Here is an 18,018-nt window from a genome sequence, read left to right as displayed (position 1 = left end):
TCAACCATGGATATGCCCACTTCCCCTGCTCTCCTGGAAAGCGTCGATGCCCGGACCAAACTGGCGGGCTCGAACAAAATGGAAATCCTCCTTTTCTCGCTGGGCACCGGTGAGGTGTTCGGCATCAATGTGTTCAAGGTGCGGGAGGTCTGCCAGACGCCGCCCATCACCAAAACGCCCAACACTCCGCCCGGCGTGGAGGGGGTGATCTCCCTGCGCGGCAACATCATTCCGGTGATTTCGCTGGCGAAGTTCATCCAGATCGAGGGCGCCCCCCAGGAGACCGGCGGCACCATGATCGTGACCGAATTTGCCCGTCACACCCAGGGGTTCCTGGTGCATGACGTGGACCGCATCATCCGCGTGGACTGGGACAAGGTGAAGCCCCCTTCGGCCATGCTCACCGGCCATGACGCCATGATCACCGCCATCACCGAGCTGCCGGACGGCAAGCTCGTCTCCATCCTGGATGTGGAGCAGATTCTGGTGCAGGCCATTGGCGAGGAGGAAGTGCCGCCCCTGGAACCCGTGCAGGCGGAAAAGGAACACACGATTTTCTTCGCCGACGATTCGGTGGTGGCGCGCAAGGAGATCACCCGGGTGCTGGACACCCTCGGTGTCAAATACCAGCAGGCCACCAACGGCCTGGAAGCATGGGAGAAGTTGCAGGCGCTGGCCGCAGCGGCCCAGGCGGAGGGCGTGTCCCTCAGGGACAAACTCAGCCTGATCCTCACCGATGCGGAAATGCCGGAAATGGACGGCTACGTGCTGACCAAGAAAATCAAGGCCGACCGCCGTTTCGACGGCATCCCGGTGATCATGCATTCCTCCCTCTCGTCGGAAGCCAACCGCGCCATGGGGCAGCAGGTGGGCGTGGACAACTACGTGGCGAAATTCGACCCCGCCGTGTTGGCGGACACGCTGCGGCCCTTCCTCCACTGACGGCAGCCTGCGCATGAAAAACACAAACCGGAGAGGCGAATGCGAGAAGCACGGATGAACAGAGGAACGGTACATGGCTGACCCCAACATGAAATTCCTGGTGGTGGACGATTTTTCCACCATGCGCCGCATCATCCGCAACCTGCTCAAGGAGCTGGGTTTTGCCAACGTGGAGGAGGCGGAGGACGGCGCTGCCGCCCTGCAGAAACTGCGCAGCGGCAAGTTCGATTTCGTCGTCAGCGACTGGAACATGCCCAACATGACCGGCCTGGAGTTGCTGCAGAAGATCCGCAGCGACCCCTCCCTCAAGCACCTGCCGGTGCTGATGGTCACCGCCGAGGCGAAGAAGGAGAACATCATCGCCGCAGCACAGGCCGGGGCGAGCGGCTATATCGTCAAACCCTTCACCGCCGCCACCCTCGAGGAAAAACTCAACAAAATCTTCCAGAACCTAGGAGGTGCCAAGTGAGCAACATGGCCAACGGGGACAGCGACGAGCTGGAAGCCCTCTTCGACAGCATCGTGCGGGCCAATGCCCAGGCCGAAGCCCAGGCCGGAACGCAGGGGGAACGCAGCGGGCAGCCGGAGGAGCCGCCGCCCAGCCAAGGGGGGATTACCGAGCCCTACTACAGCCAGCTGGGCCATCTCACCCGCAAGCTGCACGAGACGCTGAAACAGCTGGGCTACGACAAGGCACTAGAGAAGGCCGTGGACACCATGATTCCGGACGCCCGGGACCGTCTTGCCTACATCGCCGCCCTCACCCAGCAGGCGGCGGAGCGCGTGCTCAATGCCACCGACGTTGCCAAACCCATCCAGGAGGAGCTGGAAACCCGCTCCAGCGCGCTCGCTGCACGTTGGGACTGCCTCTTCCGCAATGAACTGTCGGTGGAGGAATTCAAACAACTCGTGCACGAGACCCGGGGCTTCCTCGAGGAGGTGCCCCGCAAGACCGCGGACACCCGCGCCCAGCTCATGGAAATCATGATGGCGCAGGACTTCCAGGACCTCACCGGCCAGGTGATCAAGAAGGTCATCGACATGGCCCAGGAAATGGAAAGCGAGCTACTCAAGGTGCTGGTGGAGAACACCCCCGTCGAGAAACGCGCCCAGTTGGAGACGGGCCTGCTCAACGGGCCGGTCGTCAACACGGCTGGCCGCTCAGACGTGGTCACGAGCCAAGCCCAGGTGGACGAACTGCTGGAGAGCCTGGGATTCTAGGGGGAAGGAACGAGAGGAAGCGCCATGAGTGCATTCGAAGGCATGGAGGACCTGCTGCAGGACTTCCTGACGGAGGCCACCGAACTCCTCGCCGAAGTGGACAACAGGCTCGTGGAGCTGGAGCGCGCTCCCGGTGACCGCGAGCTGCTCAACCAGATTTTCCGCGGCTTTCACACCATCAAGGGCGGGGCGGGCTTCCTCAACGCCACCCCCCTCGTCGAACTGTGCCACCGCACGGAAAACCTTTTCGACAAGCTGCGCAATGGGGAGATGACCCTCACCCCGGAGATCATGGACGTGATCCTGGCCGCCACCGCCTCGGTGCGCACCATGTTCGATGCCCTCGCCCAGGCCCGCATGCCCGAGCCGGACAAGGACCTGATGCTGGAGCTCGACGCCGTGCTGGCGGGGGAAAAGGCCATGCAGGTCTGGCAAAACCAGGCCGTCCACACGCCCCAGGAACCCGTCACGGAGGAAGTGGGCGCGCCGGCAACGGAAACGGGCCCCGACTGGCGCCTCCTCTACCATGCCCTGGTGGGCGGCCGCAGCGAGGAAACCCCAGCGCGCCCCGCCGAGGCGCCCGCCATCCCACCCGCCGCAAGCCCCGCACCCCGTGCGGAGGGCCGGCCGGGGGCGAAAACGCCGCCCGCCAAACAGGTGTCGGCCAAGGACAACACCATCCGCATCGACACCGCGCGGCTCGATCAGGTGCTGAACCTCTCCGGCGAAATCGGGCTCACCAAGAACCGGCTCAACTGCCTGCGCGCAGACATCCTCGCCGGCAAGAACGATCCGGCGACCCTCAAGGCGCTGGATGAAGCGGTAAGCCACCTCGACCTCCTCGTGGGTGATCTGCAGAACGCGGTGATGAAGACCCGCATGCAGCCCATCGGGCGCCTCTTCCAGAAATATCCGCGCCTGGCCCGGGACCTGGCGCGCAGCCTGGGCAAGGACGTGGAGTTGGTGCTGGAAGGGGAGGAGACCGAGATCGACAAAACCATGATCGAGGACCTCAACGATCCCCTGGTGCACCTGGTGCGCAATGCCGTGGATCATGGAGTGGAATCACCGGAGGAACGCCTGGCCGCCGGCAAACCGGCCAAAAGCGTGATCCGCCTTTCCGCCCAGCAGGTCGGGGACCAGATCGTCATCGAGATCGCCGACGACGGCCGGGGCATCCGCGCCGACGTGATCCGGCGCAAGGCGCTGGAAAAAGGCCTGATCGATGCCGAGACCGCCAACAGCCTGGATGAGCGGCAAAGCCTCAATCTCATCTTCCTGCCGGGCTTTTCCACCAAGGACCAGATTTCCGATGTCTCCGGACGGGGCGTGGGCATGGATGTGGTGAAGACCAACATTACCCGCCTCAATGGCCGCATCGACATCCGTTCGGTGGTCGGCCAGGGCACGGTGTTCACTATCACCCTGCCCCTCACGCTGGCCATCCTGCCGGTGCTCATCGTGCGCCTTGGCAACCAGCCCTTCGCCGTACCCCTGTCCATGGTGCGGGAGATCGTGCCCATCCACCCCGAGGAGGTACAGCAGGTTTCCGGTCGCGCCACCCTGGTGGTGCGGGACGAGGTATTGCCGGTGAAAACCCTGGCTGGGCTCATCGGCTGGCCGGACGAGGGTCGCCCCGCCTTCGGCGTGCTCATGCAGTCTGGCGAATCCTCCTTCGTGCTGGCCATCGATGGATTCATCGGCCGCGACGACGTGGTCATCAAGCCGCTGCAGGGTATCAAACCCCACGGTGTGGCCGGCGCCACCCTCTCCGGCGACGGGCAGGTGGTACTGGTGCTGGACATGGAGGCACTGCTCACCCAGGAGACGCCAAGCCCGCACGCCAGCCTGTTTCGCGCCACGGCCTGATCCGCTGCCGGGGGAAATGCCATGCAACTGACGACCCGCCCTCTGCTCCACGCGACCCACGACGAGGTTTTCATCGGCCGCCAGCCCATCCTCGACGGGCAGCAGCGCATCGTCGGCTATGAACTCCTCTTCCGCGATGCCGCTTCCGCCAGCCGGGCGAATGTCACCGACGACCTCATGGCCGGCACCCAGGTGCTGGTGAACACCCTCAGCAACATGGGCGTGGAATGGCTCTTCGGTGACCGCATCGCGTTCCTCAACGTCTCCGCGCCCATGCTGGAAAGCGATTTCCTCGAGCTGTTGCCGGCGCGGCGCATCGTGCTGGAGATTCTGGAGGACGTCACACCGACAGCGGAACTCCTGGAGCGGCTGAAAACCCTGCGGGCGCAGGGCTTCACCCTGGCCCTGGACGATTACGCTGGCAACCCCGCCCTCGATCCCCTGCTACCCCTCGTCACCTTCGTCAAGCTGGACGTGCTCGCCCTGCCCCAGGAGCGGCTACCGGCCCTGGTCAGTGCCCTGCGCCGGCATCCGGTGAAGCTGGTCGCCGAGCGCGTGGAGACCCGCGCCGCCTATAACCTCTGCCGCTCCCTCAAGTTCGATCTCTATCAGGGCTTTTATTTCGCCCGGCCGGAAACCTTGAGCGCGCGGGTCATTCACCCCGGTCAGGCGCTGGTGCTGGAGCTGCTCAACAAGGTCCGCGCCAATGCCGACATCGGGGAAATCGAGAAGGGCTTCAAGCGCGATGTTGCCCTCTCCTTCAAGCTGCTGCGCTATATCAATTCGGTGGGCTTCGGTCTGTCCTGCGAGATCCAGTCCATCCGTCACGCCCTCGCCATCCTCGGCTACCAGCAGCTCTACCGCTGGCTCACCCTGCTGGTGGTGACGGCAAGTGAAAGCTCGACGCCGCCGGCGCTGATGAAAACCGCCGTCACCCGCGGCCGCCTCACCGAACTTTTGGGCGAGGGCCTGTTGGACCGGCAGGACCGGGACAACCTGTTCATCGTCGGCATCTTCTCCCTGCTTGATGCCATGCTGGAAATGCCCATGGAGCAGATCCTGGAAAAGCTCCATCTACCGGAATCCGTTGCCGAGGCGCTGCTGCACCGGGAAGGCGTGTATGGCCCCTTCCTGCAGCTTGCCGAGGCCTGTGAGGGGGCGGACACCACCCGCATGCGGGAACTGGCGCAGGCATTGACCCTCGATCCGGAACGGGTCAACACCGCCCACATTCAGGCACTGGCCTGGGTGGAAGAGCTGGGCATCTAAAGCGGCCCGTCAGGCAAAGAACCAGTAGGTCACCAGAATCGCCGCCACCACGCCGGCCAGATCGGCCAACAGGGCGCAGGCCACCGCGTGCCGCGCGCGCCTTATCCCCACCGCGCCGAAATACACCGCCAGCACATAGAAGGTGGTCTCCGTGCTGCCCTGGATCACCGCCGAAAGGCGCCCGGCCAGGGAGTCGGGCCCGAAGGTGCGCATGGTCTCCACCATCATGGCCCGTGCCCCGCTGCCCGAAAGCGGCTTGATGAAGGCCGTCGGCAGAGCATCGACGAAGCGCGTGTCCAGGCCCGCGGCGGTGGCCCAGCCGCGGATGCCGGAAAGCAGGAGCTCCAGCACGCCACTTGCCCGCAACATGCCAATCGCCACCAGCATGGCCACCAGATAGGGGATGATGCCCACCGCCACCTGGAAACCCTCCTTCGCCCCGTCGAGAAAAGTCTCGTAGAGCGGCACCCGGCGCCACAGAGCGGCGAGCAGAAAAGCGGCGATGAGACCCAGCAGAATGGCATGGGTGAGGAGGGCCGACTGTCTTTGCATCTCCGCCGCCGGCAGGGTGCCGAAATACGCCATGAGTCCCCCCAAAAGGAGCGCCGCTCCGCCCAGATAGAGCATCACGACGGGGTCGAAGAGGCGCAGCCGCTGCACCACTGCCACACTGATCAGCCCCACCAGGGTGGAACAGGAGGTGGCAATGAGGATGGGGATGAAGACATCGGTGGGATTGGCCGCCCCCATCTGGGCGCGATAGGTGAAGATGGTGACGGGAAGCACCGTCACCGAAGAGGCATTGAGCACCAGGAAAAGAATCTGGGCGTTGCTCGCCGTCTCCGGCTGCGGATTCAGACGGTTTAGCTCCCGCATGGCCTTGAGGCCCAGCGGCGTGGCGGCGTTGTCCAGGCCCAGCACATTGGCCGCCAGATTCATCACCACCGCCCCCTGGGCCGGGTGATCGCGGGGCACTTCCGGCATCAGGCGGGTAAAAAGGGGCGACAGAAGCCGGGTGAGGGCGTTGAGGAAACCGCCCGCCTCGCCGATGCGCATGAGGCCGAGCCACAGGCTCATCACACCCGTGAGGCCCAGCGCCACCTCGAAGGCGAGCCTGCTGTCATCGAAAAGCCGCTGCATCACCGCGGCCGCCACCTCCGGGTGGCCCAGGAAGACTGCCTGCACCAGGGTGCCGGCCAGGGCGACGAGGACGAAGCCCGCCCAGATGGCGTTCACCGTGCGGCTTCCCCAGGCTTAAGCGAGCACGCAGTCCACGAAGTAGCGCTTGCGTCCGTTGCTCTCGTCGGCCACGAGGCCATGGATGTCGGTCTCGAAGCCGGGGAATTTCTCGTTGAACTCCCGCGCAAACTGGAGATAACGGACGATGGTGGGGTTGAAGCGTTCCCCCGGAATCAGCAGTGGAATCCCCGGCGGATAGGGGGTGAGCAGCACCGCCGTGATGCGGCCGGCGAGATGATCGATTTCCACCCGCTCGATCTCCCGGTGGGCCATCTTGGCGAAGGCATCGGTGGGCTTCATCGCCGGCGCCATTTCGGAAAGGTACATTTCCGTAGTGAGGCGGGCGATGTCGTTGGCACGGTAGATGCCATGGATGGAATCGCACAGGTCGCGCAGCCCCACCCGCTCATAGCGGGGGTGTTTGGCGACAAACTCGGGCAGCACCCGCCACAGGGGCTGGTTGCGGTCGTAGTCGTCCTTGAACTGCTGCAGGGCGGTCAGCAGCGTGTTCCAGCGCCCCTTGGTGATGCCGATGGTGAACATGATGAAGAAGGAGTAAAGCCCCGTCTTCTCCACGATCACCCCGTGTTCGGCGAGGTACTTGGTGACGATGGCCGCCGGGATGCCCGATTCGGCAAACTCGCCCTCCACGTCCAGGCCGGGCGTGATGACCGTGGCCTTGATGGGGTCGAGCATGTTGAAGCCCGGTGCCAGATCGCCGAAGCCATGCCAGCGTTCGTTGGCGCGCAGAATCCAGTCCTCGCGGCTGCCGATGCCCTCCTCCGCCAGCTCGTCCGGCCCCCACACCTTGAACCACCAGGAGCCGCCGAATTCCCATTCCACCTTGCGCATGGCGCGACGGAAATCCAGCGCCTCGAGGATGGATTCCTCCACCAGGGCGGTACCGCCGGGGGGCTCCATCATCGCCGCAGCGATGTCGCAGGAGGCGATGATGGCGTACTGGGGACTGGTGGACATGTGCATGAGGAAGGCCTCGTTGAAGATGTCCCGGTCCAGTTTCCGTTCCACCGACTCCTGCACCAGGATCTGCGAGGCCTGAGACAGGCCTGCCAGCAGCTTGTGCGTGGACTGCGTGGAAAAGAGCATGGATTTCTGCGGCCGCGGCCGGTCGCGGCCGATGGCGTGCATATCCTTGTAAAAGCGGTGGAAGGCGGCATGGGGCAGCCAGGCCTCATCGAAATGCAGCGTGTCGATGCGGCCATCGAGCATCTGCTTGATGGTCTCCACGTTGTAGAGGATGCCGTCATAGGTGCTCTGGGTGATGGTGAGCACCCGCGGCGGCCGTTTCACCTCCCGGGCGAAGGGATGCGCCTCGATTTTTTTCTGGATGTTTTCCCAGCGGAATTCATCGAGGGGGATCGGCCCGATGATGCCGTAGTGGTTGCGCGTGGGCGTGAGAAACACCGGAATCGCCCCCGTCATGGTGATGGCGTGGAGCACGGACTTGTGGCAGTTGCGGTCCACCACCACCACATCCCCCGGCGCCACCGTGGAATGCCAGACGATTTTGTTGGAGGTGGAGGTGCCATTGGTGACAAAGAACAGATGGTCGGCATTGAAGATGCGCGCCGCATTGCGCTCCGCCGCCGCCACCGGGCCGGTGTGGTCCAGCAACTGGCCCAGCTCCTCCACCGCATTGCACACGTCGGCACGCAGGAGATTTTCGCCAAAGAACTGGTGGAACATCTGCCCCACGGGGCTTTTCAGGAAGGCCACCCCGCCGGAATGTCCCGGGCAGTGCCAGGAATAGGAGCCGTCGGCCGCATAGTGGGTGAGCGCCCGGAAAAAAGGCGGCGGCAGGGAATCGAGATAGGCCCGCGCCTCCCGCACCACATAGCGGGCGATGAACTCTGGCGTGTCTTCGAACATGTGGATGAAGCCGTGCAGCTCCTTGAGCACATCGTTGGGGATGTGGCGGGAGGTGCGCGTCTCCCCATAGAGGAAGATGGGGATGTCGGCATTGCGGAAGCGGATGCCCTCGACGAAGGCGCGAATCTGGGACACAGCGTGTTGGGCGAGCTCTGGCGTGGAGAACTCCTCGTCATCGATGGAGAGAATGAACGCGGAAGCACGGCTTTGCTGCTGGACGAAAGAGGCCAGGTCACCGTAGCTGGTGGCGCCGAGGACTTCCATGCCCTCATCCTCGATGGCCTTGGCCAGCACACGGATGCCAATGCCGCTCGCGTTTTCGGAGCGGAAATCCTCGTCGATGATCACGATGGGAAAGCGAAAGCGCATGGTCGGCCCGTTAGCGGTGAAAGAGGGGAAAAGCCTTGCCGGCCGCGGCCGGCGTGGCCAAATGTATCACAAGCCGGGCCCGCTGCCGCAGGCCGGGCCCGGCCGGGCCGGCGGAGGCTCAGATGCGCGGCAGGGTGACGCCGCGCTGGCCCTGGTACTTGCCGCCGCGGTCCTTGTAGGACACCTCGCACGGCTCGTCGGACTCGAAGAAGATCACCTGCGCCACGCCTTCGTTGGCATAGATCTTGGCCGGCAGCGGCGTGGTGTTGGAAAACTCCAGGGTCACATAGCCCTCCCACTCCGGCTCGAAGGGCGTGACGTTGACGATGATGCCGCAGCGGGCATAGGTGGACTTGCCCAGGCAGATAGTGAGCACATTGCGGGGGATGCGGAAATACTCCACCGTCCGCGCTAGGGCGAAGGAATTGGGCGGAATGATGCAATAGTCCCCGGTCACCTCGACGAAGGAATTGGGGTCGAAGTTCTTGGGATCGACGATGGTGGTGTTGATGTTGGTGAACAGGCGGAATTCGTTGGAGCAGCGGATATCGTAGCCATAGCTCGAGGTACCGTAGGAGACGATGGGATGGCCATTGATCTCCTTCACCTGGTTGGGCTCGAAGGGCTCGATCATGCCGTACTCCAGGGCCATACGGCGAATCCATTTGTCCGATTTGATGCTCATCAGGCGCCCGCAGGTCGAGGAACAAAAATGTTTACGGGAAACAACAGGGGGGTTTCCGTTCCCTGCCGGCGAAGGGGCAAGGAACCGGGCGGACCGCGGCTTCATCCCGCGGATTCCGCCCTCCCCGCTAGCTTAACCCGAAACGGCGCAGGGCGGCGAGGCCGCGCCCGGCTTGCCGGCCCCTCAGGTATTCTGGATGACGATGGTGGGGAACTTGGCCGAGTGATCCGCCGCCAGCTCGCCGATCTTCACCGCCACCCGGCGGGCAATCTGCTTGTAAATCTGGGCGGCGCGGCTGTCTGGGTCGGCCACCACGGTGGGTTTGCCGGAATCGGCCTGCTCGCGGATGTGGATGTCCAGGGGCAGCGCGCCCAGGAACTCCACGTTGTAGTCCCGGCACATGCGCTCGCCGCCGCCTTCGCCGAAAATGCGCTCCTCATGCCCGCACTTGGAGCAGATGTGGATGCTCATGTTCTCCACCACGCCGAGGATGGGGATGTTCACCTTCTCGAACATCTTGAGGCCCTTGCGGGCGTCGATGAGGGCAATGTCCTGGGGGGTGGTGACGATCACGGCACCGGTCACCGGCACCCGCTGGGCGAGGGTGAGCTGGATGTCCCCCGTGCCCGGTGGCAGGTCCACCACCAGGTAGTCCAGATCATCCCACTTGGTCTGGTTGAGGAGCTGCTCCAGGGCCTGGGTCACCATGGGGCCGCGCCAGACCATGGGGGTTTCCACGTCGATGAGAAAGCCAATGGACATGGCCTGCAGGCCGTGGCCCATCATGGGCAGCAGATGCTGGCCATCCTCGGAGGCTTCCGGCTTGCCGGTGATGCCCAGCATCATGGGCTGCGAAGGACCGTAGATGTCGGCATCCAGAATCCCCACCCGCGCCCCTTCCGCGGCAAGCGCCAGGGCAAGGTTCACCGCCGTGGTGGATTTGCCCACCCCCCCCTTGCCGGAGGCGACGGCAATCACGTTGCGCACACCGGGCACCGGTTTGACGCCCCGCTGCACCGCATGGGCGATGATCTTGAAGGAGACATGGGCGGTGACCTGGCCCACGCCGGGAATGGCTTTCACCGCGTTCTCGGCCAGGGCCTTGATCTCGCCCAGGACACTTTTCGCCGGATAGGGCAGGACGATGTCGAAGCTGACGTCGTTGCCTTCGATGCGGATGTTGCGCACGGTCTTCGCCGTGACGAAATCCTTCTGCATGTTGGGATCGACGGCGCCCTTGAGGGCTTCCTGCACTTGCTGCTCGGTAATGGACATGCTTACTCCCTGTTCAGGACCACCGGAAAGGGCACCATTCTAATGCCTTTTGCCCGGCCACGGCAAAAATTTCCTGAAAAATCATGGAATAACCCCAAACGCCGAGCGGAATATCCAGCCAGACCCACAAGCCGCCCACCGCCAGCGGCCCTGGAGCCGCTAAAATGTTTGTTTTTCGCCAAGAACGCCAATGACACGCACCCTCCTCGTCACTTCCGCCCTGCCCTACGCCAACGGCAGCATCCATCTGGGACATCTCGTGGAATACATCCAGACTGACATCTGGGTGCGCTTCCAGAAGATGCAGGGCCATACCTGCTACTACGTCTGTGCCGATGACACCCACGGCACCCCCATCATGCTGCGCGCGGAAAAGGAAGGCATCACGCCGGAAGCCCTCATCGCCCGCATGCACGGCGAGCATCTGCGGGATTTCAGCGGCTTTCACATCGCCTTTGACAACTACTACACCACCCATTCGGAGGAGAACCGGAAGCTTGCGCAAACCATCTACCGCCGGCTGCGGGACGAGGCGGGGCTGATCGAGGTGCGCACCATCGAGCAGTTCTACGATCCGGAACGGGAGATGTTCCTCCCCGACCGCTTCATCAAGGGGGAGTGTCCCCGCTGCCATGCCAAGGACCAGTACGGCGACAACTGCGAAGTGTGTGGCGCGAGTTATTCCCCCACCGAGCTTATCGAGCCCTATTCGGTGGTATCGGGAGCGAAGCCGGTGCGCCGGCAGTCGGAACATTATTTTTTCCGCTTGAGCGACCCGCGCTGCCGGCAGTTCCTGGAATCCTGGACCCAGGCCGGCCACCTGCAGGAAGAGGCCGCCAACAAAATGCGGGAATGGTTCGCCAGCGGCCTGCAGGACTGGGACATCTCCCGCGATGCCCCTTATTTCGGCTTTGAGATTCCGGATGCGCCCGGCAAGTATTTCTACGTCTGGATGGACGCGCCCATCGGCTACATGGCGAGCTTCGCCAATCTGGCGAACCGCCTCAACCTCAATTTCGATGCCTACTGGAAGGCAGACGCCGAGGCCGAGCTCTATCATTTCATCGGCAAGGACATCCTCTACTTCCATGCCCTCTTCTGGCCGGCCATGTTGCATTTCTCCGGCCATCGCACACCGACCCGGATCTTCGCCCACGGCTTCCTCACCGTCGATGGGCAGAAGATGTCCAAGTCCCGCGGCACCTTCATCACCGCAGAAAGCTATCTGCGCCTGGGTCTGGACCCGGAGTGGCTGCGCTATTACTACGCCGCCAAGCTCAATGCCAGCATGGAGGACATCGACTTAAGCCTTTCGGATTTCGTCGCCCGCGTGAACAGCGATCTGGTGGGCAAATACGTGAACCTCGCCAGCCGCAGCGCCGGCTTCATCAGCAAGCGCTTCGGAGGCCGCCTCGCCCCCACCCTGGCAGGGCATGGGGTGCTTGCCCAGCTCGCCGCCGCCGCCCCGACCCTCGCCGCCCACTATGAGGGGCGGGAATACGCCAAGGCGGTGCGCGAGATCATGGCGCTTGCGGACGTGGCCAACCAGTACGTGGACGAACACAAGCCCTGGGAGCTCGCCCGCGACCCCGGACAGGCAACCCGCCTGCACGAGGTCTGTTCCGTGAGTCTCAATCTCTTCCGCCTCCTCACCCTCTACCTGAAACCCGTCCTGCCGCGCCTCGCGCAGGAGGTGGAGGATTTCCTCAACATCCCGCCCTTAAGCTGGCAGGATGCCGCCCGGGTGCTCACCGATCATGAAATCAAACCTTTTCGCCATCTGATGACCCGCATCGATTCCAAACAGATCGATGCCCTGTTGGAAGCCAACCGGCAAACCCTGGAAGCGCCGACCCCGGAAGTGCACGCGCCGGTGCGCCATGGGGAAAGGCAGCAACATGGGGCGACCCCCCCTTCCGCCGGGGAAAAGGGGGGAAAGGAAGAAGGGGGGACGCCTTTCATTTCCATCGACGAGTTCGCCAGGATCGATCTGCGCGTGGCCCGCATCGTCCATGCCGAGGCCGTGGAGGGCGCGGACAAGCTGCTCAAGCTCACTTTGGACATCGGCGAGGAAAAACCCCGCACAGTGTTCGCCGGCATCAAGTCCGCCTATGACCCCGCGCGGCTTGTCGGCAGGCTCACGGTCATGGTGGCGAACCTGGCGCCGCGCAAGATGAAATTCGGCGTATCGGAAGGGATGGTGCTGGCCGCCTCCGGCCAGGGCCCCGGCATCTATCTGCTGAGTCCCGACGAGGGGGCGCAACCGGGCATGCGGGTGAAATGAAAAAGGGGCCGGAGCCGGCGACAACGCCGCTCCGCCCCCCCCTTAAGCAGCCCTTTGGGCTTTCAGGGCTTCAGATAGACATAGCCCTCGGCCGCCTGCAGACGACCCACCTCGGCCACGCCGGAGGGCACGATCTTGGCCCCGGGCAGCACCTTCGACTTGTCGATCTTGCGGCTCACCAAGGTGTTGTTGCAGACCCGGAAGTCCACCCCCTTGCTCATCAGCTCCTCCACGGGGATGTTGTAGGGGTTGCCGTTTTTGTCGGCCGCGCCCTCGAGGAGAAAGTCGATGCCCGCCCCGTGGGTGACCACCACGATCTTGGCCTTGGGATCGGCGTTGAGGTGGTTGTTGATGTTACGCAGGGCCGCCGTGGCCACCGCGCTGTCGTTGATGTGGTAAACCACCTTGGTGGTGTCCGCCGCCTTGTTCTGCGTGGCACAGCCGCCCACGCCCAGAAGGGCGGCAACGAAGATCAAGGCACCCAACCGTTTCAGGTACGTCATATGTGTCTCCTTGAAAAAAGTTTTTTTCACAAGCGCGCCGCAACCGCCGCGCTTGCCCTTAAGATGAAGTCGCCCGCGTGCTTTAGTCAATAGTCCTAAGCTACCGCACACGGACACCATAACCACTTGATCGGCAATGTTTTTTCGTGAGGGAAGTGGATGAGCACCGTCACGCGCCGCCTTCGCCTTTTCGGCCGGGTGCAGGGCGTTTTTTTCCGGGAATCCATGTGCAGGGAAGCGGCTGCCCTGGGCGTCCGGGGCTGGGTGCGCAATTGCACCGATGGCAGCGTGGAAGCCATGGTGCAGGGGGAAGCGGCCCAGGTGGAGGCCCTCATCGCCTGGGCGCGCCGGGGGCCGCCCCAGGCCAGGGTGGAGCGTCTGCAAGTCGAGCCCGCCACGGGGAACTTCGAGGGTTTCCTGCGCCTGCCCACCGCGGACTGCCCGCCCCCTTCGGCAGCGCAAGGCCCGCCACGGCAGTGACCTTGGCGCTGGCCGCCTGGGCAAAAAAAAAAGCGCGGGAGAGACCCGCGCTTCAAATCCACCAAAGGAGGAGGATGGAGGAGGAGACAACGCCAAAACCCCTCGCTAACGAGCGCAAGGGCGATTTGGTTTAAGCATTATCTAATATTCTGACACACTGTGCAACCCCTTTGGGCATCGGGGCTGCCCAGGTAAGGACGGGGAAGCGGACACGGGGCACGGGAGGTTCCCCTCCCCCAAGGGGGGCCTGGCCAGCCTCTCACCGGGCCTTGCGGGGGAAACCCTCGCCCTCGGGAAAAGGCTCCAGGTGAAGGCTGAAACCATTGATGCTGCGCAGCCTCCCCGGAGGCGGGGTCAGGGATACAAACCAGCGCTTTCCCGAGCTTGAGGGACGGAGTGGCGATCTAGCCGTAGAGCACACTCACGTTGTCATCGGCGAGCCACGCACGCAGCCCGTCCAGCAGGCCGTCGTCGAGCTGGACGCGCCAGGCATCGCCAAGGGTGAGGGTGCACTGGCCGACGCTGTTGCGGTAGCAGATGGTGACCGGGCAGCCGCCCGGCTCGTCCTCCCCCGCTGGCGGTCTGCGGTAGGGGGCGAGCAGTTCCCGCAGCTTTTCCGCGCTCGCCTGCCCGTTGATGGCAAGGCGGACGGCGCGGGCAAAGCGGGTACGCGCCTCGGCGATGCCATAGAGCCTATCCGCACTCACCCGCAGCCCCCCCGAATAGTCGTCCCGGCTCACCCGGCCTTCCACCACCAGCAGGTGATCCTCCCGGAGGAGATCCCGGTGGCGTTCGTAGAGCTCCCGGTACACCGCCACCTCCACCTGTGCCTCGCCATCGTCGAGGGTGACGAAGGCCATTTTGCCGCGCCGCGTCATCATGGTGCGGATGCCATGGATGATGCCCGCCAAAAGCTGTTTGTCCGGCTGGGGTGAAAGCTCAGAAAGGCGCGTCTTGACGAAGGCCGCCACTTCTTCGCGGTAGGCTTCGAAGGGATGGCCGCTGAAATAGAAGCCCAAGCTTTTCTTTTCCTGCTGCAGCCGCTCCCGGGGCGACCAGCGGGGCACTTCCACCAAGGCTTCTTCGCTCGCGCCCCCCGCCGCCGGCTCGCCGAAGAGGCTGGCCTGCTGGGTGCCCGCCGCCTGCTCCGCCGCTTCCAGGGCATGGCCCACGGAGGCCAGGAGGCTTGCGCGGTGATCGTTCACGCTGTCGAAGGCGCCGGCCATGATGAGGGCCTCGATGACGCGCCGGTTGACGTGGCGCCGGTCCACCCGCCGGCAGAAATCGAAGAGGCCGGTGAAGGGACCGCCGGACTTTCGCGCACGAACGATGGCCTCGATGGCCGCCTGGCCGGTGCCCTTGATGGCGCCCAGGCCGTAACGGATCTGCCGCTCGTTCAGGGGCACGAAGCCGTATTCGCTGGCATTGATGTCGGGCGGCAGCACCTCGAGGTCGTTTTCCACACAGTCGGCGAAGAGGTGGAAGACCTTGTCGGTGTCGCCCATGTCGGCGGTGAGGGTGGCAGCCATGAACGCTGCCGGATAGTGGGCCTTGAGGTAGGCGGTCTGGTAGGCCACCAGCGCGTAGGCGGCGGAGTGGGATTTGTTGAAGCCGTACTCGGCGAACTTCTCCATGAGGTTGAAAAGCTCGGTGGCGAGCTTCTCGTCCACCCCCCGCTCCACCGCGCCCTTGACGAAGATGCTGCGGTGCTTGGCCATCTCCTCCGGTTTTTTCTTGCCCATGGCCCGCCGCAGCAGGTCCGCCGCGCCCAGGGTGTAGCCGCCCAGAATCTGGGCGATCTGCATCACCTGCTCCTGATAGACGATTACGCCGTAGGTGGCTTTCAGCACGCCTTCCAGCTTAGGGTGCATGTAATCCACCCGTGCCCGGCCGTGTTTGCGGTTGATGAAGTCATCCACCATGCCCGACTGCAGCGGGCCGGGACGGTAGAGGGCGACGAGGGCGATGATGTCTTCGAAGGTGTCCGGCTGCAGGCGACGGATGAGGTCCTTCATGCCGCGGCTTTCCAACTGGAACACGGCGGTGGTGTTGCAGGCCTTGAGCAGGCGGTAGGTCGCCGCATCGTCGAGGGGGATGCGGGCGATGTCGAAGCCATCATCCCCCTCCTTGAGCGCCAGGCGGCGCACGAATTTCACTGCCCAGTCGATGATGGTGAGGGTGCGCAGCCCGAGGAAGTCGAATTTGACCAGCCCCACCGCCTCCACGTCATCCTTGTCGAACTGGCTGACCACGGAATCGGAGCCCTCGGCGATGTAGATGGGCAACAGATCGGTGATGCGGCCGGGGGCGATGAGCACCCCTCCCGCGTGCATCCCCACGTTGCGGGTGAGCTCCTCCAGTTTCAGCGCCAGATCGATGAGGGCACGCACCTCCTCCTCGTTTTCATAGCGCTCCTTCAGTTGGGGCTCGAGCTCCAGGGCACGGGCCAGGGAAACGGGCTTCACCCCTTCCACCGGAATGAGCTTGGAGAGCTGATCGCAGAAGTTGTAGGGCAGGTCCATGACCCGGCCCACGTCGCGGATCACCGATTTGGAACCCAGCGTGCCGAAGGTGGCAATCTGCGAAACACTCCCCTCGCCGTAGCGTTGGCGCACGTACTGGATCACCCGGTCGCGGCCGTCCTGACAGAAATCCACGTCGAAGTCGGGCATGGACACCCGCTCCGGGTTGAGGAAACGCTCGAAAAGCAGGTCGTAGCGCAGGGGGTCCAGATCTGTGATGCCAAGACAAAACGCCACCAGCGAACCGGCGCCTGAACCCCGCCCCGGCCCCACCGGCACGCCATGGTTCTTCGCCCAGTTGATGAAGTCGGCCACGATCAGGAAATAACCGGAAAAACCCATCTGCACGATGGTGGCGGTCTCGAACTTAAGGCGTGCCTGGTAACGGGGCCGCGCCGCGGCCAGCGCGGCCGGATCGGGGTAGAGTTGTTGCAGACGCCGCTCTAGCCCTTCCTCCGCCTGTTGGACGAGGAATTCGTCCAGGCTCATGCCGGGCGGAGTGGGGAAAAGGGGGAGTCGTGGTTTGCCCAGCTCGATGGTGAAGTTGCAGCGCTTGGCGATCTCCACGCTGTTGGCGAGCGCCTCCGGCAAATCGGCGAAGAGGGCGGCCATCTCCTGCTGGGTCTTGAAGTACTGCTCCTCGGTGAAGGGACGCGGTCGCCGCGGGTCATTCAGCACATAGCCTTCGGCGATGCACACCCGCGCCTCGTGGGCGATAAAGTCCTCGCGGCTCATGAACTGGATGGGATGGGTGGCCACGACCGGCAGCCCCATGCTGCGTGCCAGTCCCACCGCCAGTTCCACATGGACCTGGGCTTGGCTTAGGCCCGGCCGCTGCAGCTCCAGGTAATAGGCGTTGGGAAACCAGCGCGCCCATTCTTCTGCAAGGTGCCTCGCGCGTTCCCAGTTCTGCTGCAGCAGGGCCTGCCCCACGTCGCCCTGATGGGCGCCGGAAAGCACGATGAGGCCGGCCGCCCCCTCGGCGAACCACTCCCGGCGCAACTCCGCCCGGCCGCGGTAGAGGTTTTCCCGGTAGGCGCGCGACAACAGCTCACACAACCGGCGATAGCCGTCACGGTCACGGCACAAAAGCAGCAGACGGAAAGGCTGGTCCCGGTTTGCCTCATTGGTGAGCCACACATCGCAGCCGATGATGGGCTTGATGCCCGCATTCCGCGCCGCGCGGTAGAACTTCACCAGGGCGAAGACATTCGCGAGATCGGTGAGCGCCAGGGCGGGCATGCCGTCTTCGCGCGCTTTGGCGACTGCATCGTCCACACGCACGATGCCATCGACCACGGAATATTCGGAATGCAGACGCAGATGGACGAAGGTGGGGTCGGGCATGGGGTGGAATTTTACCCCCTTTGCTTCGCCTCCCTGTGTCCGGGACTTCTCCCCCTGCCGTCAGTCTGGAACGATCGGCTGTGGCTTCGCCCTCGCCGTCGGGCGCGTGATTTTCCTGCGCTT

Annotated in this window: 13 protein-coding genes; 7 read left to right on the top strand and 6 right to left on the bottom strand. The window is 64.0% G+C overall.

Annotated elements, in window-relative coordinates:
- Positions 1-12 precede the first annotated feature (12 nt).
- From K6T56_02620 to K6T56_02600, 5 genes are all read left to right on the top strand, one after another.
- The gene (locus K6T56_02620; protein MCL6555238.1) at positions 13-942 is read left to right on the top strand and encodes a chemotaxis protein; all 930 of its coding nucleotides are present in this window, start codon (positions 13-15) and stop codon (positions 940-942) included.
- A gap of 73 nt (positions 943-1,015) precedes the next feature.
- Entirely contained in the window at positions 1,016-1,411 is a 396-nt protein-coding gene (gene cheY / locus K6T56_02615; protein ID MCL6555237.1) for a chemotaxis response regulator CheY, read from the top strand.
- 5 nt (positions 1,412-1,416) lie between these two features.
- Positions 1,417-2,163 (top strand): protein phosphatase CheZ, encoded by a 747-nt coding sequence (cheZ, locus tag K6T56_02610; protein ID MCL6555236.1) that lies wholly within the window; start codon positions 1,417-1,419, stop codon positions 2,161-2,163.
- 24 nt (positions 2,164-2,187) lie between these two features.
- Positions 2,188-4,032: a chemotaxis protein CheA gene (locus K6T56_02605; GenBank protein MCL6555235.1), complete on the top strand. Its 1,845-nt coding sequence runs from the start codon at positions 2,188-2,190 to the stop codon at positions 4,030-4,032.
- A gap of 21 nt (positions 4,033-4,053) precedes the next feature.
- Positions 4,054-5,301 (top strand): EAL domain-containing protein, encoded by a 1,248-nt coding sequence (locus K6T56_02600; protein ID MCL6555234.1) that lies wholly within the window; start codon positions 4,054-4,056, stop codon positions 5,299-5,301.
- 9 nt (positions 5,302-5,310) lie between these two features.
- Here the strand turns inward: K6T56_02600 and K6T56_02595 are convergent, their stop codons facing one another.
- The 4 genes from K6T56_02595 to apbC form a co-directional block, all read right to left on the bottom strand.
- Positions 5,311-6,537 (bottom strand): spore maturation protein, encoded by a 1,227-nt coding sequence (locus tag K6T56_02595; protein ID MCL6555233.1) that lies wholly within the window; start codon positions 6,535-6,537, stop codon positions 5,311-5,313.
- Positions 6,538-6,555: 18 nt separating this feature from the next.
- A complete protein-coding gene (locus tag K6T56_02590; GenBank protein ID MCL6555232.1) occupies positions 6,556-8,799 on the bottom strand; it encodes an arginine/lysine/ornithine decarboxylase in 2,244 nt (747 codons plus the stop codon).
- A 118-nt stretch (positions 8,800-8,917) separates the two neighbouring features.
- A complete protein-coding gene (gene dcd / locus K6T56_02585) occupies positions 8,918-9,484 on the bottom strand; it encodes a dCTP deaminase (protein ID MCL6555231.1) in 567 nt (188 codons plus the stop codon).
- Positions 9,485-9,667: 183 nt separating this feature from the next.
- Positions 9,668-10,759 (bottom strand): iron-sulfur cluster carrier protein ApbC, encoded by a 1,092-nt coding sequence (gene apbC, locus K6T56_02580; GenBank protein MCL6555230.1) that lies wholly within the window; start codon positions 10,757-10,759, stop codon positions 9,668-9,670.
- Between the two features lie 190 nt (positions 10,760-10,949).
- On the opposite strand from apbC, the gene metG reads away from it, so the two are divergent.
- Positions 10,950-13,043, top strand: a complete 2,094-nt coding sequence (gene metG / locus K6T56_02575) for a methionine--tRNA ligase (protein MCL6555229.1) — start codon at positions 10,950-10,952, stop codon at positions 13,041-13,043.
- A gap of 62 nt (positions 13,044-13,105) precedes the next feature.
- Here the strand turns inward: metG and K6T56_02570 are convergent, their stop codons facing one another.
- A complete protein-coding gene (locus K6T56_02570; protein MCL6555228.1) occupies positions 13,106-13,546 on the bottom strand; it encodes a DsrE family protein in 441 nt (146 codons plus the stop codon).
- Between the two features lie 159 nt (positions 13,547-13,705).
- Here K6T56_02570 and K6T56_02565 point away from each other — a divergent pair, with 159 nt between their 5' ends.
- The gene (locus K6T56_02565) at positions 13,706-14,026 is read left to right on the top strand and encodes an acylphosphatase (protein MCL6555227.1); all 321 of its coding nucleotides are present in this window, start codon (positions 13,706-13,708) and stop codon (positions 14,024-14,026) included.
- A 404-nt stretch (positions 14,027-14,430) separates the two neighbouring features.
- On the opposite strand, the gene dnaE is transcribed toward K6T56_02565, so the two are convergent.
- Positions 14,431-17,895: a DNA polymerase III subunit alpha gene (gene dnaE, locus K6T56_02560; GenBank protein ID MCL6555226.1), complete on the bottom strand. Its 3,465-nt coding sequence runs from the start codon at positions 17,893-17,895 to the stop codon at positions 14,431-14,433.
- Positions 17,896-18,018 lie beyond the last annotated feature (123 nt).

The sequence above is a fragment of the Burkholderiales bacterium genome (assembly GCA_023511995.1).
GTDB lineage: Bacteria > Pseudomonadota > Gammaproteobacteria > Burkholderiales > Thiobacteraceae > Thiobacter.
This window is presented reverse-complemented; position numbering and strand designations above follow the sequence as displayed.

Bases quoted from the DNA above. Each gene is read 5' to 3' on its own strand.
- K6T56_02620 (MCL6555238.1), top strand. From the start codon at position 13: ATGCCCACTTCCCCTGCTCTCCTGGAAAGCGTCGATGCCCGGACCAAA.
- cheY (MCL6555237.1), top strand. From the start codon at position 1,016: ATGGCTGACCCCAACATGAAATTCCTGGTGGTGGACGATTTTTCCACC.
- cheZ (MCL6555236.1), top strand. From the start codon at position 1,417: ATGGCCAACGGGGACAGCGACGAGCTGGAAGCCCTCTTCGACAGCATC.
- K6T56_02605 (MCL6555235.1), top strand. From the start codon at position 2,188: ATGAGTGCATTCGAAGGCATGGAGGACCTGCTGCAGGACTTCCTGACG.
- K6T56_02600 (MCL6555234.1), top strand. From the start codon at position 4,054: ATGCAACTGACGACCCGCCCTCTGCTCCACGCGACCCACGACGAGGTT.
- K6T56_02590 (MCL6555232.1), bottom strand. From the start codon at position 8,799: ATGCGCTTTCGCTTTCCCATCGTGATCATCGACGAGGATTTCCGCTCC.
- dcd (MCL6555231.1), bottom strand. From the start codon at position 9,484: ATGAGCATCAAATCGGACAAATGGATTCGCCGTATGGCCCTGGAGTAC.
- apbC (MCL6555230.1), bottom strand. From the start codon at position 10,759: ATGTCCATTACCGAGCAGCAAGTGCAGGAAGCCCTCAAGGGCGCCGTC.
- metG (MCL6555229.1), top strand. From the start codon at position 10,950: ATGACACGCACCCTCCTCGTCACTTCCGCCCTGCCCTACGCCAACGGC.
- K6T56_02570 (MCL6555228.1), bottom strand. From the start codon at position 13,546: ATGACGTACCTGAAACGGTTGGGTGCCTTGATCTTCGTTGCCGCCCTT.
- K6T56_02565 (MCL6555227.1), top strand. From the start codon at position 13,706: ATGAGCACCGTCACGCGCCGCCTTCGCCTTTTCGGCCGGGTGCAGGGC.
- dnaE (MCL6555226.1), bottom strand. From the start codon at position 17,895: ATGCCCGACCCCACCTTCGTCCATCTGCGTCTGCATTCCGAATATTCC.